This is a genomic window from Streptomyces sp. NPDC087300 (assembly GCF_044744425.1).
Taxonomy (GTDB): domain Bacteria; phylum Actinomycetota; class Actinomycetes; order Streptomycetales; family Streptomycetaceae; genus Streptomyces.
Genome location: NZ_JBIUYI010000005.1, coordinates 18,755 through 41,882 on the forward strand (window position 1 = coordinate 18,755; position 23,128 = coordinate 41,882).

At 67.7% G+C, this 23,128-nt stretch carries 25 protein-coding genes and 3 pseudogenes; 13 read left to right on the forward strand and 15 right to left on the reverse strand.

What is annotated here, in order from left to right; genetic code table 11:
* The first annotated feature begins 415 nt into the window (after positions 1-415).
* The 3 genes from ACIO9J_RS20520 to ACIO9J_RS20530 all read left to right on the forward strand — a co-directional run bounded on the left by ACIO9J_RS20520 (position 416) and on the right by ACIO9J_RS20530 (position 4,106).
* Positions 416-2,596, forward strand: coding sequence for an MMPL family transporter (locus tag ACIO9J_RS20520; protein WP_402001215.1), 2,181 nt, complete (start codon positions 416-418; stop codon positions 2,594-2,596).
* Positions 2,593-3,714: an SDR family oxidoreductase gene (locus tag ACIO9J_RS20525; RefSeq protein WP_402001218.1), complete on the forward strand. Its 1,122-nt coding sequence runs from the start codon at positions 2,593-2,595 to the stop codon at positions 3,712-3,714. Before ACIO9J_RS20520 ends, ACIO9J_RS20525 begins: the two co-directional genes overlap by 4 nt.
* A 164-nt stretch (positions 3,715-3,878) precedes the next feature.
* Entirely contained in the window at positions 3,879-4,106 is a 228-nt protein-coding gene (locus ACIO9J_RS20530; protein ID WP_402001220.1) for a hypothetical protein, read from the forward strand.
* 15 nt (positions 4,107-4,121) lie between these two features.
* On the opposite strand, the gene ACIO9J_RS20535 is transcribed toward ACIO9J_RS20530, so the two are convergent.
* On the reverse strand, positions 4,122-5,093 hold the full coding sequence (locus ACIO9J_RS20535; RefSeq protein ID WP_402001223.1) for an SDR family NAD(P)-dependent oxidoreductase: 972 nt from the start codon (positions 5,091-5,093) through the stop codon (positions 4,122-4,124).
* A 63-nt stretch (positions 5,094-5,156) separates the two neighbouring features.
* On the opposite strand from ACIO9J_RS20535, the gene ACIO9J_RS20540 reads away from it, so the two are divergent.
* The gene (locus ACIO9J_RS20540) at positions 5,157-5,729 is read left to right on the forward strand and encodes a TetR/AcrR family transcriptional regulator (protein WP_402001226.1); all 573 of its coding nucleotides are present in this window, start codon (positions 5,157-5,159) and stop codon (positions 5,727-5,729) included.
* A gap of 782 nt (positions 5,730-6,511) precedes the next feature.
* Positions 6,512-7,540: a hypothetical protein gene (locus tag ACIO9J_RS20545; RefSeq protein WP_402001229.1), complete on the forward strand. Its 1,029-nt coding sequence runs from the start codon at positions 6,512-6,514 to the stop codon at positions 7,538-7,540.
* Here ACIO9J_RS20545 and ACIO9J_RS20550 read toward each other — a convergent pair.
* The 6 genes and pseudogenes from ACIO9J_RS20550 to ACIO9J_RS20575 all read right to left on the reverse strand — a co-directional run bounded on the left by ACIO9J_RS20550 (position 7,537) and on the right by ACIO9J_RS20575 (position 10,669).
* Positions 7,537-7,692, reverse strand: coding sequence for a hypothetical protein (locus tag ACIO9J_RS20550; RefSeq protein ID WP_402001232.1), 156 nt, complete (start codon positions 7,690-7,692; stop codon positions 7,537-7,539). The two genes, ACIO9J_RS20545 and ACIO9J_RS20550, sit on opposite strands and share 4 nt — an antisense overlap.
* Entirely contained in the window at positions 7,689-8,072 is a 384-nt protein-coding gene (locus ACIO9J_RS20555) for a hypothetical protein (RefSeq protein WP_402001235.1), read from the reverse strand. The genes ACIO9J_RS20550 and ACIO9J_RS20555 overlap by 4 nt, the downstream gene beginning before the upstream one ends.
* Complete coding sequence (locus ACIO9J_RS20560) at positions 8,072-8,722, reverse strand: hypothetical protein (RefSeq protein ID WP_402001238.1); 651 nt, start codon at positions 8,720-8,722, stop codon at positions 8,072-8,074. Before ACIO9J_RS20560 ends, ACIO9J_RS20555 begins: the two co-directional genes overlap by 1 nt.
* A gap of 170 nt (positions 8,723-8,892) precedes the next feature.
* A complete protein-coding gene (locus ACIO9J_RS20565; RefSeq protein WP_402001241.1) occupies positions 8,893-9,408 on the reverse strand; it encodes a hypothetical protein in 516 nt (171 codons plus the stop codon).
* 143 nt (positions 9,409-9,551) lie between these two features.
* Positions 9,552-9,716, reverse strand: a pseudogene (locus tag ACIO9J_RS20570) (transposase); the annotation flags it as partial.
* A gap of 134 nt (positions 9,717-9,850) precedes the next feature.
* Positions 9,851-10,669 (reverse strand): hypothetical protein, encoded by an 819-nt coding sequence (locus ACIO9J_RS20575; protein WP_402001244.1) that lies wholly within the window; start codon positions 10,667-10,669, stop codon positions 9,851-9,853.
* A gap of 269 nt (positions 10,670-10,938) precedes the next feature.
* Here ACIO9J_RS20575 and ACIO9J_RS20580 point away from each other — a divergent pair, with 269 nt between their 5' ends.
* Positions 10,939-11,826 (forward strand): hypothetical protein, encoded by an 888-nt coding sequence (locus ACIO9J_RS20580; RefSeq protein ID WP_402001247.1) that lies wholly within the window; start codon positions 10,939-10,941, stop codon positions 11,824-11,826.
* 453 nt (positions 11,827-12,279) lie between these two features.
* Here the strand turns inward: ACIO9J_RS20580 and ACIO9J_RS20585 are convergent.
* The 6 genes and pseudogenes from ACIO9J_RS20585 to ACIO9J_RS20610 form a co-directional block, all read right to left on the reverse strand.
* Positions 12,280-12,726, reverse strand: a pseudogene (locus ACIO9J_RS20585) (response regulator transcription factor); the annotation flags it as partial.
* Between the two features lie 264 nt (positions 12,727-12,990).
* Positions 12,991-13,278: an EthD domain-containing protein gene (locus ACIO9J_RS20590; protein WP_402003510.1), complete on the reverse strand. Its 288-nt coding sequence runs from the start codon at positions 13,276-13,278 to the stop codon at positions 12,991-12,993.
* A gap of 516 nt (positions 13,279-13,794) precedes the next feature.
* Positions 13,795-14,004: pseudogene (locus ACIO9J_RS20595) on the reverse strand (helix-turn-helix domain-containing protein); the annotation flags it as partial.
* Between the two features lie 145 nt (positions 14,005-14,149).
* Positions 14,150-14,413, reverse strand: coding sequence for a hypothetical protein (locus ACIO9J_RS20600; RefSeq protein ID WP_402001250.1), 264 nt, complete (start codon positions 14,411-14,413; stop codon positions 14,150-14,152).
* A 60-nt stretch (positions 14,414-14,473) separates the two neighbouring features.
* Positions 14,474-15,319, reverse strand: coding sequence for an IS5 family transposase (locus tag ACIO9J_RS20605; protein ID WP_402001253.1), 846 nt, complete (start codon positions 15,317-15,319; stop codon positions 14,474-14,476).
* Positions 15,320-15,479: 160 nt separating this feature from the next.
* Positions 15,480-16,082: a TetR/AcrR family transcriptional regulator gene (locus ACIO9J_RS20610; RefSeq protein WP_402001256.1), complete on the reverse strand. Its 603-nt coding sequence runs from the start codon at positions 16,080-16,082 to the stop codon at positions 15,480-15,482.
* A gap of 126 nt (positions 16,083-16,208) precedes the next feature.
* Between ACIO9J_RS20610 and ACIO9J_RS20615 the strand changes: the two genes are divergently transcribed.
* From ACIO9J_RS20615 to ACIO9J_RS20640, 6 genes are all read left to right on the forward strand, one after another.
* Positions 16,209-16,991 carry an MBL fold metallo-hydrolase gene (locus tag ACIO9J_RS20615; RefSeq protein ID WP_402001259.1) on the forward strand — a complete coding sequence of 261 codons (783 nt, stop codon included), beginning with the start codon at positions 16,209-16,211 and terminating at the stop codon, positions 16,989-16,991.
* A gap of 24 nt (positions 16,992-17,015) precedes the next feature.
* On the forward strand, positions 17,016-17,354 hold the full coding sequence (locus tag ACIO9J_RS20620) for a hypothetical protein (RefSeq protein ID WP_402001262.1): 339 nt from the start codon (positions 17,016-17,018) through the stop codon (positions 17,352-17,354).
* A gap of 268 nt (positions 17,355-17,622) precedes the next feature.
* Positions 17,623-17,793 (forward strand): hypothetical protein, encoded by a 171-nt coding sequence (locus ACIO9J_RS20625; protein ID WP_402001264.1) that lies wholly within the window; start codon positions 17,623-17,625, stop codon positions 17,791-17,793.
* A gap of 193 nt (positions 17,794-17,986) precedes the next feature.
* On the forward strand, positions 17,987-19,291 hold the full coding sequence (locus ACIO9J_RS20630) for a pentapeptide repeat-containing protein (RefSeq protein WP_402001265.1): 1,305 nt from the start codon (positions 17,987-17,989) through the stop codon (positions 19,289-19,291).
* A gap of 173 nt (positions 19,292-19,464) precedes the next feature.
* Positions 19,465-19,851 carry an SAM-dependent methyltransferase gene (locus ACIO9J_RS20635; protein WP_402001268.1) on the forward strand — a complete coding sequence of 129 codons (387 nt, stop codon included), beginning with the start codon at positions 19,465-19,467 and terminating at the stop codon, positions 19,849-19,851.
* Between the two features lie 8 nt (positions 19,852-19,859).
* Positions 19,860-20,081: a hypothetical protein gene (locus tag ACIO9J_RS20640; protein WP_402001271.1), complete on the forward strand. Its 222-nt coding sequence runs from the start codon at positions 19,860-19,862 to the stop codon at positions 20,079-20,081.
* A 53-nt stretch (positions 20,082-20,134) separates the two neighbouring features.
* Here the strand turns inward: ACIO9J_RS20640 and ACIO9J_RS20645 are convergent, their stop codons facing one another.
* Together ACIO9J_RS20645 and ACIO9J_RS20650 are read right to left on the reverse strand one after the other, a co-directional pair.
* Positions 20,135-20,347 carry a hypothetical protein gene (locus ACIO9J_RS20645; RefSeq protein ID WP_402001274.1) on the reverse strand — a complete coding sequence of 71 codons (213 nt, stop codon included), beginning with the start codon at positions 20,345-20,347 and terminating at the stop codon, positions 20,135-20,137.
* Between the two features lie 648 nt (positions 20,348-20,995).
* Entirely contained in the window at positions 20,996-21,421 is a 426-nt protein-coding gene (locus tag ACIO9J_RS20650) for a DUF3592 domain-containing protein (protein WP_402001276.1), read from the reverse strand.
* A 351-nt stretch (positions 21,422-21,772) separates the two neighbouring features.
* Here ACIO9J_RS20650 and ACIO9J_RS20655 point away from each other — a divergent pair, with 351 nt between their 5' ends.
* Entirely contained in the window at positions 21,773-23,029 is a 1,257-nt protein-coding gene (locus ACIO9J_RS20655; protein WP_402001279.1) for a hypothetical protein, read from the forward strand.
* The last annotated feature ends 99 nt before the right edge of the window (positions 23,030-23,128 follow it).

Below are 23,128 nucleotides of genomic sequence, written 5' to 3' on the forward strand. Positions count from 1 at the left end.
CACACTCGTACATCTTCGGTATGCGCTGCACGCGCCGTTGTGTGCGCCGGTGGCGCCGGGGCGACTGGCGTTCTTAGGGCAGAGGCGCAGGTAGGTTAATCCTATTGGTGGGGTGAATTGCATTGAGCGTCTCTGGGGATCCTTCGCCCTCCTTCACTCGTAAGTGCAACGTGATCCCGGAGGGGTTGACTTCCTGAGGCGGGAGGGCGTCTGGTGGTAATTGCCTTCGTTAAGTAGCGGGCTTCCCTCTGGCGAATCGTCGAGAGGTCACCTATGAATGGCGACTGGGATGTGGATGCGTTCTCTCTGGCATGCAGGAAAAACTCTCCGCCGTAATCAGCCGCGCCTGATCCTCCTTTGCGCGTCCCTGTGTGCCGTGGTCTGTCTGCCGCTGGCCCAGGGGGTGGAGCGCGACATGCGCAGCGGCGGCACCGCCGCACCGGACGTGGAAGCGACGCGCGCGGACGCGGAGTTGACGGACCGGTTCGACGCCGGGGTCCCCAACCTCGTGCTCCTCGCCCGGGTGCGTCCGATGCCCGACCCGCCCCGGCGCAGTGCGGTCGACTCCCCGGCCGTCCGCGCCGCGGGACAACGCCTGACCGACCGCCTGGCCGCACTTCCCGGCGTGCTCTCCGTCCGCTCCTACTGGGACCGTGCCACCCGCCCCGACCCCACGTTGCGCGCCCACGACGGCACTACCGCCCTGGTGACAGCCAAACTCTCCGGCGAGGAGAGCGAATGGAGGCACGCCGCGGCACGTATCGTCCCCCAACTCGACGGCGAACAGGGGCCGTTCGAAGTGTCGGCCACCGGCCCCGCGCAAGTCGGCGTAGAAATCGACCGGCACAGCAAAGAGGACCTCCTGCACGCCGAACTGCTTGCCGCCCTCCCCATGCTGCTGGTGCTGCTCGCCGTCCTGGGCAGCGTCGCCGCCGCCCTGTTGCCGGCCTTCCTCGCCGTGCTCTCGGTGCTCGTCACCTTCGCGGGACTGCGCGTTCTGTCCCTGCTCACCCCCGTGTCCGTCTACGCCGTCAACATGGCGACAGCGCTGACCCTCGCCCTTTCCGTCGACTACAGCCTCTTCGTCCTCAGCCGCTACCGCGAGGAGGTGCGGTCGGGCCGTGACCGCCAGGCCGCAGTCCAAACCGCCGTGTCCACGGCCGGCCGCACCGTGCTGTACTCCGCCGCGACCTTGTCCGTGTCCCTGTCCGCACTGCTGCTCTTCCCCCAGTACTTCTTGCGCTCCTTCGCCTACGCCGGAATCTGCGTCACGGTCGTCTCCGCGGCAGGAGCTGTCCTCGTACTGCCCGCGCTCCTTGCCGTACTCGGCGAGCGCGTGGACACCTGGCCGGTGCGCACGCCCGGGCTGACCCGCCGCGCGACGGCCCGCACCGCACGTCCCCCGAAGGAACACTTCTGGCCCCGGCTGGCCCGGGCAGTGGCCAGGCGGCCGGGCCCCGTCGCCCTCGCCGTCACCGCACTCCTGCTCGTGCTCGCCGCACCCTTCGCCCACGCCCGATTCGGACTGCTCGACGACCGGTCCCTGCCGCCGGGGGCCGCCGCGCACCGGGCCGCCGACCAGGTGCGCGAGCAGTTCCCCGCGCAGGCACCGGTGACCGTGGTCCTGCCCCGCCTCGGACGAACCACCGCGAAAGAGCTGGCGACCTATGCCGGCCGCGTCGAGGACCTGCCCCAAGTGCGCGGGGTCGGGGTCAGCCGGGCCGCCGGTGGCGCCTGGCTCACGGTCCGGTCCGACACCGAGCCCTACTCCGGCGCGGGCGCCGACCTGGTGCGGCAGGTACGCGCGGTGCCCGCGCCGGTCCCCCACCTCGTCGGAGGCCCCGCGGCCCTGTTCGTCGACACCAGTGACGACCTTGCGACCCGCCTGCCCTGGGCACTCGCCATGATCGCCTCCGCGACCCTGCTCGTCCTGTTCCTGTTCACCGGCTCCGTACTGCTGCCTCTCAAGGGCCTCGTCCTCAACCTGCTCAGCCTCACCGCCAGCTTCGGCGCCATGGTGTATGTCTTCCAGGAGGGCCATCTGCGCTGGCTGGTGGGCGACTTCACGGTGACCGGCTACCTGGACACCGCCATCCCGGTGCTCGTGTTCTGCATCGGATTCGGCCTGTCCATGGACTACGAAGTGTTCCTGCTGTCACGAGTGCGCGAGCAGTACCTGGGCTGCCGCGACACCACGGCCGCCGTGGCCGACGGGTTGCAGGTGTGCGGCCGGCTCATCACCTCGGCCGCCGCCGTCCTCGTGGTCGTCTTCGTGGCCTTCGCGACCTCCCAAGTCGCCCTGGTCAAGTTGTTCGGCATCGGCCTCGCACTGGCCGTGGCCCTCGACGCCACCGTCGTACGCGGATTGCTCGTACCCGCGGTGATGGTGCTGGCCGGTCGCGCCAACTGGTGGGCGCCCGCACCGCTGCGCCGCCTGCACCGCCGTGTCGGCCTGCATGACGAATCCACCGGCCCCCGCACCGCATCCCGCGCCGACGGCCCGGCGAACCCGCGGCTGCCACCGCCACGCGACCGCCAGGCCCACCAGAAGTCACTGCCGCACCACCTCAACCGAAAGGGGCAAGACCGCTCATGACCGTCGTACTGACCGGAGCGACCGGATACCTCGGCTCCCACGCACTGGCCCGCCTGCTCACGAGGGGCCACGAGGTCATCGTGCTCGTCCGCGGGCGCGAACACCGCACTCCCATGCGGCTGCTCGGGGCCCTGCGCGCCACCGGCATCCCCCTGCCCGACGAACCGCTCGCCCAGGTCACCATCGTCCGCGCCGACCTCGACGAACCCCGACTCGGCCTGGGCGAGGAGCAGTACCGGCACATCGCCCACCGCATGCACACCCTGTGGCACCTGGCAGGGTGCATCACCCTCACCGGCGACCCCGACCTGCTGCACCGCACCAACGTGGACGGCACACGCGGCCTTCTCGATCTCGCGGCAGCCGCTCCGCACTGCCGACACGTCGTACACACAGGGACCGCGTTCGTCGCCGGCGGCCGCCTCCACGGCACCGTCTACGAGCGGGACCTCGACAGCAGCTGGAGCTTCCTCAACGCCTACGAACGCACGAAGTTCGATGCCGAACGCCTGGTCCGTACCTGGTCGTTGACACACGACGTACCGGTGAGCATCCTGCGCCCCAGCATCGTCGTCGGGGACAGGCCCCTGCCCGCCGCGGCGCCCCGCCACCCACACGCGGTGATCGAAGCCAAGGCCGGGCTGCTCGACAGGCTGGCCCAGCTGCCCGACACCGCGAGTTCCGTCCGGCACGTGCGCGTGGCCTGCCGGCCCGGTGCCCTGCTCAACCTCGTACCAGTGGAATTCGCGATGGACGCCATGGCGCGCATCGCCCTGCGGGAACCCACCGAAAGCCTCCAAGTGCACCATGTCGTACACCCCGACGACACACGTGTCACCGACATCCTCGGCGCCCTCTCCATGGCCACCCCTCGGCTGCGCCTGCACCCCGTCTCCACGCTGCCCCGGAAGACACCCCTGGAGACCCAGGTGCACGCCGGACTCGACGGCTACGCCGCCTACTTCGACCTGCACCGTCGCTACGACCAGAGCACCTTCGACCACGCCGTCGGCGCCGACCTGCTGCGCCCCGCCCCCCTCGACCCCGCCTACCTCACGGCGACCTTCACCAGCCTGCGCAGGGACAAGCAGCCGGTCTCCGGAGGCGCGACCCGATGAAGGACGACGCCCGTCACACGAACACCGCTGGAGCCGTCGACGACCGCCGTGCCTGCGTACGACTGGTCGCCGGACGCCCAGGGGCACCCCCGGACCTGGGAGATCTGTGCGCACTCGCACTCCGCTGCCCGCCTTTCCTGCACACTGCGGCAGGCCCACTGGCGATGCCTCCGCAACTGCGCCTGACCGACCAGGTCAGGTATGTCCACGTCGACCACCCCGGCGGACTCGCTGCCGCACTCGACCTCCTCACCCATGAGGAAGTCCCCGCATCCCAATGGGAGTTGACGGCGCTTGAGGGCTACCGAGCCGACGAACACACCTTGGCCCTGCGCACCACTCCGAATGTCTATGCCGACGAGGGACTGCTGCCACTGCTCGTGTTCGCCTGAACGGGCGTCGAGAGGTCAGACGCGGAGAAGGTCGGCCGAGACCGTCCAGAGGCGCTTGGCGGTGGCGGGATCCAGGGCCCATTCCTTGACACCGTGCGGGTGTTGCGCGAGGTCGGCGTCGTTCGTCACGGTGTAGGCCTCCTGTGAATCGTCGAGGTAGTGGCCTCCGGAGTGCGCGAACTCGGGGGCGACGGCCGCGACGATGCTGGTGGCGGCCCCCTGCTCGACCGTCTTATAGGTGAAGACTCCTGCGGCCTCGGCCGCGTCGAGCGACTTCTTCTGTTCTGTTGTGAAGTTCCGCTGCAGTCCCGTCGCGATACCGCCAGGGTTCACCGCATTGGCGATGATGCCGTCGGACGCCCAGCGGCGAGTCGCCTCGACGGCGAAGAGGGAGTTCGCCGTCTTCGACTGGGCGTAGGCAATCTGCGGGTCGTAGCTGCGACGCTCGAAGTGGAGGTCGTCGAAGTCGATGCCGGAACGCATGTGCGCCGTCGAACTGACCGAGACGATCCGTGCTCCGTCGCGGTCGGCCGCTCCCAGGGCCAGGGCGTCATGAAGGCCGGTGGCGAGGGTGAAGTGGCCAAGATGGTTCGTCGCGAATTGCAGCTCCCAGCCCTCACGTGTTCGTTCGAGGCCACCAGTGACAACGCCCGCGTTGTTGATCAGCAGGTGAAGCGGGCCGCCCCACGCGTCAACGAATCGCGTGACGGTGGTCCTGTCGGCGAGGTCGAGCCGGACGACTCGGGGCCGTATCCCTCCGGTCGACTTCGCGATCGTCTCAGCGACGGCGTCACCCGCAGTCGTGTTCCGGACAGCGAGCGTCACCTCCGCCCCGGCGCCGGTCAACGCGCGAGCCGTCTCGATCCCGATTCCGGAGGAAGCTCCCGTCACGATCGCGCGGACGCCGGTGAGGTCGACGCCCCGCACTACCTCGCCCGCGGTGCTGGAGGCGGTGAAGGGAGTGGAGATGGGTTCGCGAGCAGCCATAGCGGTGACTGTACGTACTAGACTTGATTTGTATAGTGCGGTCCTCGCTCGTATGCTCGGTCCATGAGCAGTCCCGATGTCGGCCACCGGCCGTCGACAGTCGCCGATACCGACCGTCGGACCATGGTTCTGGACTCCGCCATGGTCACGTTCGCGCGCTTCGGTTACCGGAAGACCTCGATGGAGGAGGTGGCGCGGGCGGCGCACATCTCCCGGCCCGGGCTCTACTTCCTCTTCTCCTCGAAGGAGACTCTGTTCCGTGCCGCGGTCGCCCAGGCCCTGGAGCGGGACATCACAGCGGTCGAACACGTCCTGGCCGACACCGGCCGCCCCCTTCCAGCGCGTCTCGTCGAAGCGTTCGACCAGTGGGCGGGCCGCTACATCGGCCCGCTGGCGCGCGATGTCGCGGTGGTCATCGAGGACAACCCCGACCTCCTCGGAGAGATCGCCGAGACCGCGCCGCGACGTTTCGAGGAATTGATCACAGAAGCGATCGCCGTCGAGTCGGGACGAGAGGCTGCCCCCCTTGTCGCACAGACGATGATCAGCGCATCGGTCGGCCTCAAGCATCAGGCCGCATCACGCGAGTTCTACCTCGAACGACTGGAGGTCGCCATCGACCTCCTGGTGCGCTGAAGACGCTTACCGAAGCCGCGGAGAGGGCCGGCCGAACAGCCAGGTCCGCCCGCCCGGCCAGGACTGGCACCGAATCCCCGCGGCCTGACGAGGCTCCGGCACCCAGAACGTACGCCAGCCCGGCACGCTTCCATCCCTGTTCGATCCGCATCAACACGTCGACCCAACAGGGAAGACCGGCTTCCCTGTCAAGTTCTGCGTGTTGAGCTGAGAGGGCAGGCTCAGCGTGTGCGGTGCCGGTGACTGCCGTTGATCTGTCCGCGCTGGAAGTGGGGCCGGTCGCGCCGATTCGTGGCGTCATGCTGGCCCACTTCTACCTGGGTCCAGGGGGACAGCCTTGCGTCGTCCAGCGCCCACGCCGTCGTGGAACGGGCATGAACGTTCAGGCCGACCGAAGTACGCTCGCAGAACACCCCGCGTCTCCACGGTAGTTGGCACTACTCGCCACCGTGCACACCCAGGAGAAGCTCGCGTCAACTTCCCCCCCAGAGCATCACCATCCGGCACAGCAGTTGGCCGCACCGAACAGCTCACCATGGCCGACGCTTCATACGGTCTACACCGAGCCTCGAGAACCCAGGGCACACCAGGCCCGTGACCTGCCGCCGACGGCACGCGATCATGCTGGTTCTCTTGCTGGATCTACAGCGTGCCGTCACCCTGTTTGGATGGAGTGGCGACGACAACCAGTTGGTGATCCTGAGCTTGCCCGCAGAATGCGTAAGGTGTTTCGGGGAATGCGTCCAGGCTGGGTGACTTTTGGATACCCTGACGACTCCCGCATGCGCGAATTCATCACAAACCCTAGAAGCGACCCGGTACTGTTTGCCAAACGGTACGGGTGGAGGGTAGCTCAAAATGGTCTCATGGATGTAGCGCGAGCGAACATAGGTGATTATTCCTTAAAGCCATTTCACGTGGGATTGACGACCAGTCAGGGGGACTTTGAGCTCATCACGAAGAGAATGGCACTCGTATCAAAGCTGCTCGTCCTTTCGCACGGACAAGATGCCCCTTACTGTGAGGTTCGCGTAACGGGCGACAGATACGACGGAGACATTGGCCCGCTTGATCTGGACGCCGAGCCCACTGGAATTCGGACTCATGTCGGAATTCACTGTCCAGATCTTGAAGCACTGGGAAAATGGCTACTTCGGGCTGAACGCTTGATGCGAGAAGGTCTCCTGTTCTACCTCCCGTATTACTCCCAAATTAGGAGCGATCCGTATCACGAAAACGCTAACCCCATGCCAGAGCCCTCTCCACTGGATGGGGTCAGCTACACGCTACGCCGAGGCAGTCTAATCGATCCGGATGAATCTAATCCCGATACGACGCAACTGATCCGCCTAATTCTAGATATAGATATCCCCTTCATTGAGGGTGTTTCGCTTGACGACTTCTCCAAGATTACAGTCGGCGAGTTCGACTCGTACAGACGGTTCCAGAACTTCCTGCAGAGACGGCTCCTGGATGTCGATGAAGCGCTGAATGCGATTCAGACGGAAAGGCAACTACTGAAGGTTCGCCTAGAGATAGAAGACGGAATTCGCGCAGTGGCTGCGGAAATCAAGAATGCTCGAAAGAGGCGTGCAATGGCAGCTGCAGGCGCCGTTGCATCGTCTGTTTCAGCCATGCTCATTGCCGTGAATGATGGAGTGATTGACCAGGTGCTTCCGCTGCTGGGGCTAACGAACGCTGGAACGTTCTGGGGTGCCATAGTCGCCGCTACCGAAAACAATAAGCGCACCGTTCAGGGTGGCCACTGGTATTATGTTTGGGTTTTGGCCAGGCAGAGTCGCACGCTTTAATTCTCCGACAACGCGGCAAGGGGCCACACCGGGTCCTCGAACCGTCCGTTGATCTCCGCATGCATCGCCCGGACGTAGCGGTCGAGAATGACGGGCGTACCGGGCGTCGGCTCCGGCAGCAGATAGATGTCGACTTCGGCGGCGGTGGTCACGACTCCAGCGCTCCGCTCAGCAGGTGATCGACGAGCTGGCGGTCGGCGGCATCGAGCCGTTGCCGCGCCTGTTCCCATACGCCGTCTCCCAGCCGCGCCTTCACGTCCTGCAACCGGGCGAAGGCAGAGCCCCAGTCGCGCTCCCATAGCGGCGCGGGCAGCACGGAGCGCAGGCCCTCCAGCGCGTCGTGGAGGTAGGTGAGCCGTGCATGGTGCCCGGGGTGGATGCGGGCGTTGGTACAGCCCAGACACATCAAGAAGGAGGCGGCGCATGCCCCGTCCGGCCCGGGATAGGGGCCGTGCTCGAAGTCGCGGCAGTCGGCCACCACCGTGGAGTGGTCACCGGCCTGCGGTGCGTCGTGGAACGCGGCGCCCACCATCACCTCGGCCCGGCGGGCCGCCCTGTCGCGCCCGCGGAGATCACCTCACCCGCGTCGGCCTGCACGCGCGGGTCGGGCAGCACGTAGTGGCGGTCGTGGGTGGACTGGCTGTTCTGTCCCGGCTCGCGCCGCAGCAGCGCGTTCACGGTGCGCCGACCCCGGCGAAACGGCGAGCCGGAAAACCTCTGCCGCCGCGCCCACTCGTTCGCGGCCTTATGGTGCACCCCGAAGCGGAACAGGCCCACCGGCAGGAGATGTTCGCTGCTGCGGATCGGTGCGCCACCCTGCTCCCACCGCCACACCAGCAACAGGTCCGTGCCCGGAGCCAGATCCTCGACCACGGCGCGGGCAAACCGGGTGGCCTCAAGCGCCTGTGTGATCAGCCGCCCCGCGGAGTTCGCACCGCTGTCGGTGACGTTCCGGGTTTCGAAGACGCGACCACCACCGCGACGGTGCTTCTCCAGAGGAATGCGATACGTGGGCTGCCCGTCGAGGCCGGGGTCGGGCGTGGCCCGCGGCACCTCAAGATGGTGGATCACCGACAGGTTCCAGCCTAACTCACACATCAGCAGCACGCCCAGCGCCACCGCTTCCATCCGCGACAGGAACAGCCGCTGCCAGGTGACGGCTGGGCTGGCGCCGCCCAGCACCCGACGAAACCGGTGAAGCGGATTCCTCGCCCCTGACGCGGTCACCCGGCGGGGGAGGTCCCCGGTGCAAGCGAGGGAGTCCAGCGCCTCGCCGAGGATCCCCTCGCAGCTGTCCGGAGCGAAGTCCCCCGCTTTCCAACGCTCCAGGTGACGGGCGTTGTCGTTGATCCTTAGCAGAGCGGAACGAAACAGCGACGGGCCGCCATGCGGATCGCGTCGAACTCGGCTTCGCTGTAGGACTGGACTCCGCTGGCTGGCCGACGCAGCCGTACGGCCAGTTCCTCGGCCACGCTTCCGTGCGCCAGCCGCGGATCCTGCCGCAGCAGGCTGTTGACCCGAGTGACCGCGTTGTACCCCTGGCGGCCGCCAGCCTGGCTCAGGCGCCACCGCTTGATCAAGGCAGCGCTCAACTCGTCCACATCCCCGACAGGCCGCTCCTGTGCGCCGAGGAATCCCGCGAACTTCTTCAGCATGCTCCATGTCAGTCGCGATGAAGCGTGGGTCGTCCAGTGATGCGGCGTGCACCGGGCCGCGAACAGCACCGCCAGCGAGCGCTGCATCCCCGTGGCGACGGGCAGTAGAGCGAAGTCGTACGCAGCCACCCGACCCGCCCGGTCCACATGGCGCACCACCAGCCCGTCGGCCCCCATCGCCTCCGGACGGCTGTGTCCGGCCGGCGGCAGCACCGCGGCCCGGCCCCGCCCGCTCACCACGCACCGCCCGCGCCGGGCACCAGCTGTGCCTCCAGGTCCTGGATCCCTTCCGATTCCCGCGCCACCCGGGCGAACACGTCGTCCAACTGCGGCATCGGCGCCCGCTCAACCTCGTCGCCGGCAGTGGCCAGCTTGTCGAAGACGGCTCGCAGTTTCGGCTCGCTGTTGGGCAGCTGCTTGTCGAAGACCTTCTTGCCGGCGGGGGTGAGGCCGTGCCCGTGATGGGCACTCTTGCCGACGTCCAGGCCGAGGAAGACGCCCACGTCGTCGATGTCGTACAACCCATCCTCCCGAACGGGGTTCGTGCGGTGCTGGCCGGGGCGTTGGCGTCGTATGCGCGCATCCACGTTATGCAGACCTGCCGCCCGCAAGCGGCCGGGCATTGCGCCCGGCCAGGCGGTAGTCAGACCTCTCATCAGCGTCTCCAACGGCGCCTCTCGGGCCCGGTGACACCACCCCCCAGGTCATCCGTTCGGCAGGGGGGAACAGTCATGCCGGGCCCGGAGGCCAGCGGCCCTCTTGCAGGACCGCGGAAAACATAACGGGGGGGGCACTGGCCGTCGAGCGCAGCCCGTGCCTGCTGATCGAGCTGGTCCGCAAGCGCCGCAGCATCAGGCCCGAGCTCGCGCAACAGTTCGGCCACCTCGTCGCTATCGAGCATGACCGTACTTTTGTTCGCCACGAACATCTGCAACTGCATTTGGCGTTGCCGTTGCTCGCCTCGTTGCGCAGCGGCACGTGCATCAGCCTGGGCGAGGAGTTGGAATGTGAGCCCGTCCGCGAGCGGGATAGTGCCCTTGTCGCCGTACTGGCGCAGCGCGGAGACAACGACAGTACTCAGCTTCAAGTTGTCCCTGTTGGCTCGCTCCTTGGCAGCCTTCCACACGTCATCAGGGACTCGGACGTTGCGTTTCGGAGGCCGGTGTAGTGGCGCTGCCGGGCTACGGCTCCGGTGTCGTTGCTCATGAGGCTCCAGGAGGGACGCGGTGACGCCGCGGCCCTTGTCGAGCGGGTAGGTCAGGTGGCGTTGACCTTGGGGCGCCGCCTGGGTGCGCGCTTGTGGTGGCGCCGGTTGGTGGTCGCTCCGGACGCCAGGGGCTACCTGGCAGATTTGGGCGACAAGGTGTCGACGGCACCCGAGAGTGAGGCACCAGCCCACCAGAATCGCTTTGCCCAGGGACATGACGGCGACGAGCACACCTGCCAGTTGCCAGAGGTTGAGCGTGATGTTCATCGCAGCACCCGCACCAAAGTAGCTTCCGTCCTTGCCGAGGTGTGACGGTTTTCGGACACGGGACGCCAAGCCAGGCCCACTAGTGACGGTAGGTGGCGCGGCTCGCGAGCACCCGGCTGTATCACGGAGGCGTTTCAGCACCCGGCTTTCGCGGCGCAGTCAGGGCTTGTGACGGCTGAAGGCTGTATTGCCCACGCTCTTCTCACCCGGTGGGATTCAGCGACCGGCCCTTTCAGCGAGGACTCAACCGATTCTCCATGGAGGCTCACATGAAGCCTGCCGAAATCCCCACGCACCCGATCGCGAAAATCTTCACTAGCATTTTGATCATTCTTCTCCTGGGCGGTCTCGCTGCGATCTTCTTCTCGGTAAAAATATGCGAGGAGCAGGTCACGAGCAGGGGTGCCGTGGTGAACGTCTGCCGCCACGTCTCAAGCACCGATCCACCGGTCATGGGGATTGTACTGGCCGCCGTCGCCCTCCTCGCGGGTGTCTTCTTCTCGGAGGTATCTGTTTTCGGGATCACTTTCAAGAAGCAGATAGAGCGGATACAGGAAGAGACCAGGGAAGCGAAGGAGCAAGCTGAGGAGAGCGGGCGTTCGACGGAGGAAATCCGAGAAGCACTGCACGTGACGGAGTCGGACCTGTACGAGAGTGTGCAGCGCCTCCGCTCTGGGAACGCAGAAACCGAACCGGCGGCCAGCGACGTCCTGGACCTGATGGCTCAGGAGTACAACGAGATTCGACTTGCCATGCCGAGCGGCGACGAGCGCACCAAGGCGATGACAGACATCGTCCGCCGTATGAAGGCAGAGACAAGAGAACGCGCCGATTTCGATCCCGTACCTTTCCTGGAATCGACGGACCGAGGCCTCAGGCTTGTCGGCTTCGCCGCAATGTGCGTGCATTCCCACACGGATTTGATTCCCCGCCTCGTGGAGATCGCCATTCTCGAGGACAAACCGTTCGGGCAACTCTGGGCACTCAACGCACTGGAAAAGCAGCTGACCTACTCGCCGTTCGCCCTCGACACCACGTCCGCAGAACGCCTGCAGAACTTCTTGACGACCCTCCCTTACAGGTCCGACCGGGCGATACGCATCCGCCACATACTGCAACTATTCGCAAAACACCTCGACATTCGGCCAGCAGAGTAGACAGCTCAGGTGCTAGCGAACCGTTGCTCGCTGCAGGATGCCGTACCCCGCCCCTCTTCGGCCAAGGAACCGCTTGGCACTCAAGTGGGGTGGGAGGGAGGGAAACGCCGTTGGGGAAATCTGTTGCTGATGGTCTCATAGGGGACAGTCTCGGTATAGACGGCGAGGTGCTCGAACGATCCGAAGAAGCCACCACCCTCTTGGGCTGCTCGGTTGGCGCGTTCAGCAAGGACGTAGGGATGGATCGCTCGCCATACGTTCTTGAGCCCGGTGTAGTGGATGGCGACGGCCGTGTCTTCGTCTATGACGCCGCTGAGGACCAAGGCACCGAGATCTTGGTAGTAGCTGCCGGCGAGGAAGACATGGTCGCGAGCAGGCGAGGGAAGCCTCGTGACACCCAGGGCGCGATCGGCCTCGGCGCCGTCGAGACCACAGCGGGCACCACCAATATCAAGAGGACCGCGGCCCGGTGGCCGCGGCGATCACTCGTGCCGTGGCCACCGAGGACAACACGGGGTTCCCGCCCGCGACGGTTCACACCGCGCCGAGGATCCTTGTCGGCGGAGTGTCCTTCAGGACGAATCCGAGGGCTCCGGCGCGCAGTGCCCCGAGCACCAGGTCGTCGGAGTCGAAGGTGGTGAGCATGAGCACCCGGGGTGGCACCGGCCGGGCGAGGAGTTGCCGCGCCGCGCTGAGGCCGTCACGGCCGGGCATCCGGATGTCCATCAGCACGACGTCCGGCCGCTGCTCGTCCACCATGGTGAGCGCCGCGTCCCCGTCGGCCGCCTCCGCGACGACGGTCAGGTCCGGTTCGCCGTCGATGACGAGTCGTAGGGCCAGCCGCACCAGTTGTTCGTCGTCGACGATGGCGACACGTACCGGCTCCTGCTGGCCATCCACTCAGCTTCCCTCTTTGTGATCGTGGTCGGGGGAGCGTTTGGATGTTCGGGCGTCGGCCACCAGGCCCGGGATGCGGTCGAAGGAGCGATGTCCACCGCTCTCAAGCCCGCCCCACCCTGCTCGAAGAAGAGGTGAGGCGGCGACGCCCCAGGTCCCGGAGCAGCGTCCTCCACCAGGAGTTCCTCACCCAGGTTGAGGCCGCGACTATCCAAGACAGGCGCGAGCGCCCCGCCTCTCGCACCGGCAGTACCTCCGCAGTGGTGCTCAACCAACGATCGGGGTTTCGGTGGTGTAGAGGAAGCGGGTCAGGGAGCGGTCGAGGAAGTTCTCCTCGTCCGCGGCGACGGTCGTGGTGAAGGTGCCGGAGGTGAACCAGCGTGCGGCATCGGCGATGTCGTCGAACCAGACCTCGACGACGCCGTCGTAGTAGGTGCTGTGAATACCGAGGATCTCGTCGTCGGTGGGCAGGAGCAGGACATGGCGCCGGACGGGTACCGATCCCTCTGTCACGCTCGCGATCAGCGGCAGGTGCTTGTGCGTCCAGTACTCCAGGGAACTGTTCGTGGGTGAGGTCCGCGCGCCGAGTCAGGAAGATGCTGATCTTGATCACGAGACTCCTCGTGGCAGGTGGGTTCTCCTCGGTAACTCGCTTGCTACCCAAGCGACTTGAGCGGTAGCCGGGGCGACGAAACGGATCTGTCACCTGCCCAGCCTCGGCTCCTCGGCGCCGCTCTCGCTGTGGACCTTGTCCCGGGCCAACTCCCGCTCGGCTGCGGGCATCTGCTGAGGAGAGGCTGAAGCGGCAAATCCAACCGAAGTGGATGCTGCCCCGCTGCTAGGCGACTGTCTATAGGAAGCCTCGGTCACGTCTGACGCACTCCAAAAAGTGAACAGCCTGACCAGGTGGTCTCAACTCTGCGGCTGATCAGCCACCAGCTGGCCATGCCCCCTGAGATTCGGCCACGGCATCTAAAATCCCACACGGCTTCTGTAAGGTCCCGCGGCTCATGACATGAGGCGCTAGTGCTGTGACCGCATAGGTTAACCGGGTTGCTCGTTGTGCTGGTTGTCGTTGAAGCGGTGGATCGCGTCCCGGACGGTGCCCTCGTCCGCCTGCACCAGCCGCGCGATCACCGGGACCCTGCTGCCGTCGGCCGATGCCAGCAGCATCATCACCCGCCGAAACGGCACCGAGCTCGTACTGCCCCGCCGAACGATCTGCTGAAGCTTGTGCCCCTCCTGCTCCGTCAGCCTCCGGACCCTGACCGCTGGTGCCATCCCGCCTCCCCTGCGGGTTGGAAGCGGCATCGCTTCCGATCGGGCTTGCATGCCTCAACTCTCAGTGGGCGGGCGGCCGTCCCCGCCTGCTGAGCAGTGACGACGAGGGCTCGCCGCATGCCAGCGAACTGAGGAGCCATCACGTTCAGCGCCAACCCGGCGGAATATTGCGAAGCTGCTGCTGCAGTTCCCACTCGGCCGGTCGGGCCTTGGGCTCGAACCAGGTGGATCCCGCATCGAGCCAATGGCCACGAACCCGGCGGGCCTGAGCCACGATGCCGTCGCTGACACCGGACTCAGTACCGCAGCACTCACAGATGACGAACAGCGCCAAGCCATGCTCGTCGAAGCGCACCTCGCCGACATCCAGCCCGCAGACCCGGCACACAGTCTCAAGCCCACTCTCCATAGACGAAGCCTACGGACACCACCAATTGAGACGTCGTCTAGAGGGCGTCTGAAAAGCCTGTCAGCGGGCTGATCTTGAGAGGCGGCGCACGAGGAGCATGGCCATGGTGAGGTAGATGGCGTTCTCCGAGCAGACGCGCAGGTATTCGTAGTCCTTCGACAGGCGGCGGCACCGTCCCAGCCAGGCGAACGTCCGCTCTACCACCCAACGCCGAGGGGCCACCGCGAAGAAGGGCACTGCTGGAGGCGGTGCATCCCCCCGGGCCCGGGTCGAGCGGAATTTTCCGTCGCGGCGCTGCACGACCTGCACGGTGATGCCGGTGGCTTCCCGGGCCCAGGCATGGAAGTCGGCGCCGCGGTAGCCCTGGTCTGCCCACACGTGCCGAAGGCGCGGGAAGGCGTCGGCAGCCTGGGAGAACAACACCATGGCGCCGTCGCGGTCGCCGACGCTCGCCGGGCTCACACAGGCCACCAGGACGGTGCCGCGGGTATCGACAAGCAGGTGCCGCTTGATGCCGCTGGCCTTCTTGCCGCCGTCGTACCCGTGCAAGCCACCGCGCTCACTGGCCCGGACGCTCTGACTGTCCACGATGGCCGCGCTGGGAGTGGGATCGCGGCCAAGCTGCATACGCTCGCGCTCGCGCAGCGCTGTCAACATCCGTTCCCACACGGCCTCTTGCTGCCAACGCCGCCCATAGTGATAGACGGTCTGCCACGGCGGCAGGTCATGCGGCAGCAGTCTCCAGGCACAGCCGGCCCGCAGCCAGTACGCCAACGCGTTGAGGATCTCCCGCCGCGTGTGCTTCACCGGTCGTCCACCGGGCTTGGCCGCCGGAACCAGCGGACGGAGGATCTCCCACTCCGGATCAGACAGATCCGTCGAGTAACGGGAACGCAGCCCGCACACCCCAGCCCCCGAAAGTGCGTCACCACCCCGCTACCAGGCAACTTGCCCGCTGACAGGCTTTTCAGACGCCCTCTAGGGGCTACGGCACAAACGAGTTCAGCCAGCAGATGGAGTACGGCGGTTCCGCCCTGCTCGTCATGGACCGCGTGGCGCTGGTCCATCACGCCTGATGCAGGGCACGTTCGATGGCGTGGCGGGCCCGGCCCGCGGCGGCGCGGTCGTGCTGGAGCTGCATGGCGGCGTTGAGCGCGAGACCGGCGGCGACGATCTCGAACAGCGCCTGGTCGGTGTCGAATCCGGCGGGCAGTTCACCGTTCTGCACCGCCGAGTCCAGATCCGCGCGCAGCTGTTCCCGCCAGCGCGACCACACCTCGGCCACCGCGTCGCGGACCCGGCCGGGGCGCCCGTCGTACTCGCTGAGCGCCGCGGTCATCAGGCAGCCACCGGGCAGCAGTGGCGTTTCCAGGTAGCCGACGGAGTTCACGCACACCGCGCGCAGCCGCCGCAGGCCCGGCGGCTCGGCGAGGGCGGGCTCGACCACCCGGTGCCAGAAGTCCACGAACGCCTTGTCCAGAGTGGAGATCTGCAGCGTCTCCTTGGTGCCGAAGTGCTTGTGCACCCCGGACTTGCTCATCTCCAGCTCCTCGGCGAGCCGGCCGATGGTGATGCCGTCGAGCCCTTCCTCGGAGGCGATCTCGGCGGCGCGGCCGAGGATCCGGCCCCGGGTGGCCCGCGCTTCGGCCGCTGAACGTCGTGGTGACATGCGACAAGGATAGCGTACGGGCGTTCGCTATTGCTTTAGGGAACGACCGTACGCTAACTTTCGCGGCAGCCACGGTACACACGGCGACCACGGCAACTACAGATGACGACGGCGGAGGAGCGCGGGATGCGAGTGCGACGACTGGGCTGGGCCGGACTGGAGACGGAGGCGGCCGGCGAGCGGCTGGTGATCGACTACGTACGGGACCTCTCACCGCTGTTCACGAACTGGCGGCCCGGCGAGGGCCTCGCGGAGCCGGACGGACGAGCCGCCGCCGCACTCGTCACCCACCTGCACCGGGACCACACCGACGCGACCGCGCTCGCGGGCGTGCTGGCGCCGGGGGCGCCGGTGCTGCGCCCTGCGCCCGGCCACGGCGACAAAGTGGACAGGGCGACGACACTGCAGGCCGAAGACGAACTGGCCCGACACCGGCTGGCCACCGAGACCGTGGATGCCTGGTCCACCCGCGACCTCGGGCCGTTCCGCGTCACCGCGGTCCCCGCCGTCGACGGACTCGGCGACCCCCAGCTGAACTGGGTGGTGGAGGCCGAAGGACGGCGGGTCTTCCATGGCGGCGACACGATGTTCCACGGCTACTGGTGGCTCGTCGCGCGCCGGTTCAGCCCGTTCGACGCGGTGTTCCTGCCCGCCAACGGCGCGGTGGTCGACGCGCCGCACCTGCGGCCGCCGAGCCCGGTGGCCGCCGCGATGGACCCGCGGCAGGCCGCCGCGGCCGCGGAGATCCTCGGCGCCCGGTACGCGGTGCCGATGCACTACGAGGCGGAGCAGCCCGACAAGATCGCGGGCTACGTCGAGGTCTCCGACCCGGAGGGCGAATTCCGTACGCACGCCGGGCCACGCGCACGGGTACTGGCCGTGGGCGAGTGGCTTGACCTGGCCACGTGACCGTGGGTGGCCCGGCTGGAACGGGTGACCAGGCGCCCAATGCTGTCCCGCGAGCGCACTACGCGGAAGATCCAGTCCGACCGGACGCGGCACCACATCGAGTACGCGGATGACCGCGTCGTGCGCCTGATTCTGGTCGACGCTCCGGCCACGGTGGAGACGGACAGCGAGGGGCGCCGGATCGTCACCGCCAAGGGCAAGCGGTACGTGGTCGGGACCATCCGTCAGGACGGCGTCCGGCCCTACGTCCACTACTGGTCCGAGCGGAACGGCAAAACCTTCGGCGCCACCCGGTCCACCACTGGCGACGCGAAGCCCGGCACCGTCGGCCGTGCCATCTGGAGTGCGGTGACCGCCGGATGACCATCGCCGAACGCCTCATCACACGCCTGCGGGAGGCCGGCCTCGACCTGCCGGAGGGCTCACAGCTCGTACGCGTCTATCCCAGTCGCGCCATGCGCAACGACGGGGCCTGGACCTGGTCGGCCGTGGGGCCCGACGGCCGGGAACAGGCCTGTCGGCGCTGTGACGGAACTACGGCCACCTCATGCCGCATCTGCCGCAAGCCGTACTGCCAAACCTGCCTCACTGACCACCACCACGAGGGCCACGGAACACCCGCAGAGGACCGATGACCCCAAGCCCGGCCGAGCCGTCCACCACCACGGTGGACGGCTTCGCCGCGTCAGCCCGCCCACCACGGCGGGCTGCCCTGCTCGGTGAGCGCGGCTATAGGCTGCCGCTGTTCCAGCTGGCGGAGGAAGTGCCCTACGACATCACCCGGATCCTCAAGGAGCGCTGAGGACCCGGGGATCAGGCCTGCGGCGGCTCCGCGCCGGGCAGGTGGCCGGCGAAGTCCCACCACTGCTGGATGGTCCACACGGCGACGCTGCTACTTAGCCTCCGACTCGCTACAGACTGGTGTGCGGTCGGCGCCGAAAGGAGATGAGCGGACGGGCTGCAGCCGGCGGTGGTCCTGGGCGATCCTGCGGGGTGTGATTGCCAACCTGATACGCCGTCGCCGGGTGCGGCGCGGCCTGCGCCTGTGGCCGGTCGGCATCGTTCTGTTCCTGGCCTTCGCCACCGCGCTGGCAGTCGCCGCCGGAGTGTTCCTCGCCGGATGGGACCTGCTCGGCGCTCACGGACTGGAGAGGCAGCGGCGTATCGACGCCGCCACGCTGTTCGATCTGGTGAAGCTCGCCTTCGGGGTGGTGGCAGGGGCCGGTGCGCTGGTTGCCCTGGTGGTGGCCTACCGCCGTCAGCGGGTGGATGAGGACGGTGCACTGCGCGAGGCGACCCGGTTGCACACCGAACGTTTTACCACCGCCGTCTCCCAACTCGGCGACGACTCCGCTGCGGTGCGCCTGGGCGGGGTGCACGCGCTGGCCGGGCTCGCCGACGACGCCCCCACCGACCTCCTGCGCCAGACGTGTATCGACGTGCTGTGCGCCTATCTGCGGCTGCCCTACACCGCCGAGGCCGACCTACCGCCGGACGACACCGCCGCCCGGCACAACTACCTGGCACTGCGCGAGGTGCGGCACACCATCATCCGCCTCATCCGAGACCGCACCATGGTCGACCCCGAGGAGTCGCCCCTCTCCTGGCAGGGCCACGACTTCGACTTCACCGGTGTCGTCTTCGACGGCGGCGATCTCTCCGGAGCGGTATTTAGCAGCGACAGCGCGGTCTCCTTCCGCGACGCACGGTTCTCCAGCGGCAAGGTCTCCTTTCGCGGCGCCCTCTTCGCCGGTGGCAAGGTCAACTTCACCGGTGCGTTCTTCTCCGGCGGCGAGGTCAACTTCAGCGGCACGACCTTCTCCGGCGGCTCGGTCGCCTTCATCAGGGCGACGTTCTCCGGCAGTGTGGTCGCATTCGGCGCCGCGACGTTCTCTGGCGGGTCGGTCCTCTTCGGCGCCGCACGGTTCACCGGTGGCAAGGTCTTCTTCAAAGAAGCGCGGTTCACCGGCGGTGACGTTGTCTTCACCCTCGCGCAGTTCCCCGGCGGCACGGTCCACTTCGAAGGCGCGCGATTCTCCGGCAGCACGGTCGCTTTCAACGGCACGCGTTTCACCGGCGGCACGATGTACTTCCACCGCGCCCGGTTCACCGCTGGCGCGGTTCCCTTCGCCGGCGCGGAGTTCTCCGGCGGCACGGTCAGCTTCAATGGCGCGCAGTTCTTGGGCGGCAGGGTCGATTTCACGCGGTCCACCGGCGCCGCGACGCCACTGTACCTTCCCAGACGGCCGCTGCCGCCGTGCCTGATCGTGCCGGATGCATGGCTCCCACCAACATCCTGAGCTTGATCTTTAAGGCCGCAATGATCTTCATGAGCCTTAAGGATCAACCTCAATGGCCGTCAACACACACGTTGAGCAGGGGGGTTGCGTTCAGTTGCGCTACTCCTATCGGCTCTGCGCACTCGCTGCAGTAGCCGTAGGTGTTGTTCCGAAGCTCCGCGAGCCGCTGCTCGATGGCACTCAGTAGGTTCCTCAGACGGGCCAGTTCCCTTTGCTGGACCTGGGCTTCCGACGCGTCGTCGCCTGTCTGTTCGCGCAGTCGGTCGGCTTCGGCAGGGAGGGCTGCCTTCCATCTGCCCTACCTGACCGACAGCGAGGCGGCCCGGCTGCTGGCCACCCTGCGCGCCTGGCTGCCTGTGGGCAGCGTCGTCAGCGTCACGCACACCTGCACGGACCACGACCCCGACGGCGCCGCCCGCCTGACCGAGATCTACGCGAAGGCAGGCATCCCATTCCACCCGCGCCCCCGCGCCCAGGTGCTGGAGCTGCTGGACGGTTGGGGCCTCTACTTCCCTAAGCCTCTCTCCGCGTACGCCTTCGAGGCGTACGCCTACTGCTAGGCGGCCTCGTGACACCGCTGCCCGTGCCCTGCCCGCCCTGCCTCCGCGCGCTCCTGGAGGGCCGGGCCGATCGCGTGCACGAAGAGTGCGAGCTGACCACGGTCCTCACCCTGGACGGCGCGCGGCTCACCATCGGGCCCGAGGCGAACTGCCCGTGCCGGTGCCCGTTGCCCGGGGAGAGCGCCGCGCTCCAGGCCGCGCGGGCCGAAGCCCGGCAGAGGACCTCTTAGCACCGCGGGAGCCCTGATCAACTCACGCCACTACGCCAGCAGGGACGTCTCGATCAGCCCCAGTTGCTGTCCATCGACGTCGAAGCGATCTCCTGCGGCCCTACGGCCATCGCCTCGGTGCCGGGATAGTCAGTCGCAGCCGTCTCAGTCGCAGGCGGCGTACCCCAGGTGGGGTCAGCGTGCGCTGCCGAGGCACCCCCCAGCGCAAGGACCGCCGCAGCAGCCACCGAGCAGGTTGCGATGCCGAAAGCGCGCAACTTCTTCATGATCTCTCCGTCCAGTAGATCTTCGCGACTACGTCACGTCCAACTTTGCTGTGTGGAGAGGCCGTTCGCCAGGGATGATGGGGAACGAGCCGAGATCGTGGGCCGGCCGTAATGGCTGTGCACCTAGTCGCACCCCCAGACCCCGGGCGGCGGTCTCCGCAGGGCTCGGTCATCCTGGCAGCCCTGGTCTTGTGCTCCCGTGGTGCCGGTGCATCCCGCGGTACTGGTGCCCGCGGTGGAGGCGGGACCGGCCGCATCGGAGGGAGCTCCACGCGGCCGGTACTGCCCACTGCCGGGTTCCTTCGGACCTGCCCGGGGAACCTCCCGGGTCTCGGTTTCGGTCGTGGTTTCCTCGGTGGAGACCGCGGCTCGCGGGCCGGGGACATCTGCGCCGGGGCCCGGATTTTCCGCGGAAAATTCCGGCGCCTCCGCTGTACCGCGCGGTACGGCCGCCCTTGGCCTGTGCCGCGCGTCGAGCGGACTGCTCGCCGCGTTCCCCGATGGGCAACGCACCCGCATCGGCGTCGCCGCCGTTGGCGAGTGTGCCCGCGACATCCCTGCGCAGCGCCGCGCGCCGGTGCGTCCGTGCGCGGATTGCGGTGCTGCAACCAGGTCTGCGGCCGGATTTGGGGTGGCTCTGCAGGCCGGTTAGCCGTGACCGGCCAGGGTCCACACCAGCCCGGAAGCGCCGGCCACACCGATCACCACGAACAGGCAGGTGATCAGGAACCAGCCGGCGACGGGCACGTGATCGCCGATCACGACGTCCTCGGGCTTGTCCGGACGGTAGCGCACCACCACTGGCCGCCCCGCCTGCCAGGGGCGGTGCGAACGGTCCATCGTCAGGTGGGTCACGTCGCGGCCCTCACGCGTGGTGAAGCGCACCTCGGGCGCGTAGAGCTGGTCGCCCTGCGCCCTGCCCGTCTCGCGCGAGCCGGCGATGAATCCGTGCACGACGACGCCCTCGTGGCCCAGCCGCAGCCGGTCGCGCACGAGCAGCACGCCCGTGAGTGCCCCCAGGCCGCCCCCCCCCAGTAACGCGATCACCTCGCCGGCAATCTCACCCGCAGTCACGGGGCCATCTTCCCCGCGTCCGGGGCTGGACGGTAGATCCCTGCTTCCTCGGTGGCGGCGACCGAGCAGTGGGCCATAACGGCGCCGTGCGCACGACGATGACAGACGGGCTCGGCGCTCGTGGAGGCCACCCGGGCAGGGTGGCGATGCGTGTCAGATGGCGCCGTCATCGCCACCACCGCCCCTGCGCAGTGGGAGGGCCGGCCGGTGCGTGTTCTGGACCTCACTCCGTGAGGCGGACCCGATCACTCCCGAAGCGTTCCACCTCCTGGGACCGGGGCGGACGCGGTCTGTTCTGCCGAGCCGTTGCGTGATCACCTGGGGTGTGTCAGGTGGATGAAGGGGGCGGTGATGGCGAAGCCGGAGAAGAAGCAGGGCGTACGGATTCCCGACGTCGCGGATGCGCTCGGTGATCGGTACGGGCCGGAGGCCATCGACGTCAAGCCGCAGCCGCCCTACGCCAAACCGTTGTTCTGCGGCGGCTGCGGCATCCCGGTGTACGCCAGTTCCGGCAACGCCGACAACCCGGAGTCCCGCAGCTCGCACTACTCCAAGAAGCCGGGGACCGAACACACCCAGATGTGCCGGTTCGATCTGGACCGGCGTGGCACGGAGTTGGTCCAGGGCTCCCAGGGAACCGTGGTGCGCCGCAATGGACAGTGGCGGCTGCTGTGCCCGGACGTTGCCCGCTCGGCGTCGCCGAGAACACCGAGCGGCCCGTCGGTGGCACGGCCCGGCAGGAAGAGCGGCGGCGGGAAGCGGCCCACGAGCCGAACGGCTGGGCCGGCGATCGCCTCGGCCCGCCGCATCGTCCAGCTCCTGGAGGACTTCCACCAGGACCCCGACGTCCTCGCCGACTTTCGCGCGGTAGCGCCCGGCGGCCAGCACAGCATCGCCTGGGAGGAGTTCTGCCACGGCCGCGCCCGTGCCGCCACGCTCGCCCAGGCCCTCGTCGACGGAACCGCGCGCAGCATCCCGCACGCGGTATGGGGCCCGGCCGCGACCGCCAGCGGCGTCAGCGGGGGCAAGCTCACCTACGTGGTCAAGTACGTCGCAGCCCAGCCCGTCCTCATCCAGGGCAGGCGAGTCCGCCTCCAGGTCGCCTTGCGCAGCGCGAATCCGGACTGGATCGGCGCCCATATGCGCGCCGGGCAGTTCCTCGGCTACGGCCACTGGCAGCTGCTCCCTCAGGACAGGGATTCTGCTCGGGGCTCTCTGCGCCCGCCCGCTGGCGGCACGCGCCGGTTACGGGAAAGTCCTGGCCCTCAGCGGTCTGTGCACGGCTCCGGCTGCGCTGCTGATCCCCTTGCTCGACCGCGGGCCGGGGCTCTGGGCGGCCGGTGCGGGACGGTTGCTCATCACCATCAAGATCGGTACCGACAACGTTCTCGCCATCACCCTCCGGCAACGCCTGACCCCCGCACCGCTCCTCGGCCGCATGAACGCCACCTTCCGCTGCATGCTGAGTGGAGCGCTGGCAGTAGGCGCCGCCCTTGCCGGCCTCATCGGAGAACTCGCCAGCCCGCGCATGGCCCTATGGGCGGGGGCCGTCTGCCTGATGCTTGGCTTCCTGCCGGTTCTCCTCTCCCCGGTACGCACACGGCGTGACCTGCCGGACCAGGTCAAGACCGAGAACCGGGCCGGTGCCGCGACGGTACCCACCGGTCCTGGTGGCCTACCGGGTGCGCGACGGCCTCATCGACCGCG

Excerpts from the sequence above, each read along its gene's own strand:
- ACIO9J_RS20535 (WP_402001223.1), bottom strand. The coding sequence starts at position 5,093 with ATGGCTGCTCGCGAACCCATCTCCACTCCCTTCACCGCCTCCAGCACC.
- ACIO9J_RS20530 (WP_402001220.1), top strand. The coding sequence starts at position 3,879 with ATGCCTCCGCAACTGCGCCTGACCGACCAGGTCAGGTATGTCCACGTC.
- ACIO9J_RS20575 (WP_402001244.1), bottom strand. The coding sequence starts at position 10,669 with ATGAACATCACGCTCAACCTCTGGCAACTGGCAGGTGTGCTCGTCGCC.
- ACIO9J_RS20600 (WP_402001250.1), bottom strand. The coding sequence starts at position 14,413 with ATGGAGAGTGGGCTTGAGACTGTGTGCCGGGTCTGCGGGCTGGATGTC.
- ACIO9J_RS20635 (WP_402001268.1), top strand. The coding sequence starts at position 19,465 with ATGGCACTCAGTAGGTTCCTCAGACGGGCCAGTTCCCTTTGCTGGACC.
- ACIO9J_RS20625 (WP_402001264.1), top strand. The coding sequence starts at position 17,623 with ATGACCCCAAGCCCGGCCGAGCCGTCCACCACCACGGTGGACGGCTTC.
- ACIO9J_RS20540 (WP_402001226.1), top strand. The coding sequence starts at position 5,157 with ATGAGCAGTCCCGATGTCGGCCACCGGCCGTCGACAGTCGCCGATACC.
- ACIO9J_RS20545 (WP_402001229.1), top strand. The coding sequence starts at position 6,512 with ATGCGCGAATTCATCACAAACCCTAGAAGCGACCCGGTACTGTTTGCC.
- ACIO9J_RS20645 (WP_402001274.1), bottom strand. The coding sequence starts at position 20,347 with ATGAAGAAGTTGCGCGCTTTCGGCATCGCAACCTGCTCGGTGGCTGCT.
- ACIO9J_RS20615 (WP_402001259.1), top strand. The coding sequence starts at position 16,209 with ATGCGAGTGCGACGACTGGGCTGGGCCGGACTGGAGACGGAGGCGGCC.
- ACIO9J_RS20520 (WP_402001215.1), top strand. The coding sequence starts at position 416 with ATGCGCAGCGGCGGCACCGCCGCACCGGACGTGGAAGCGACGCGCGCG.
- ACIO9J_RS20580 (WP_402001247.1), top strand. The coding sequence starts at position 10,939 with ATGAAGCCTGCCGAAATCCCCACGCACCCGATCGCGAAAATCTTCACT.
- ACIO9J_RS20525 (WP_402001218.1), top strand. The coding sequence starts at position 2,593 with ATGACCGTCGTACTGACCGGAGCGACCGGATACCTCGGCTCCCACGCA.
- ACIO9J_RS20555 (WP_402001235.1), bottom strand. The coding sequence starts at position 8,072 with ATGGTGGGCGCCGCGTTCCACGACGCACCGCAGGCCGGTGACCACTCC.
- ACIO9J_RS20655 (WP_402001279.1), top strand. The coding sequence starts at position 21,773 with ATGGCGAAGCCGGAGAAGAAGCAGGGCGTACGGATTCCCGACGTCGCG.
- ACIO9J_RS20610 (WP_402001256.1), bottom strand. The coding sequence starts at position 16,082 with ATGTCACCACGACGTTCAGCGGCCGAAGCGCGGGCCACCCGGGGCCGG.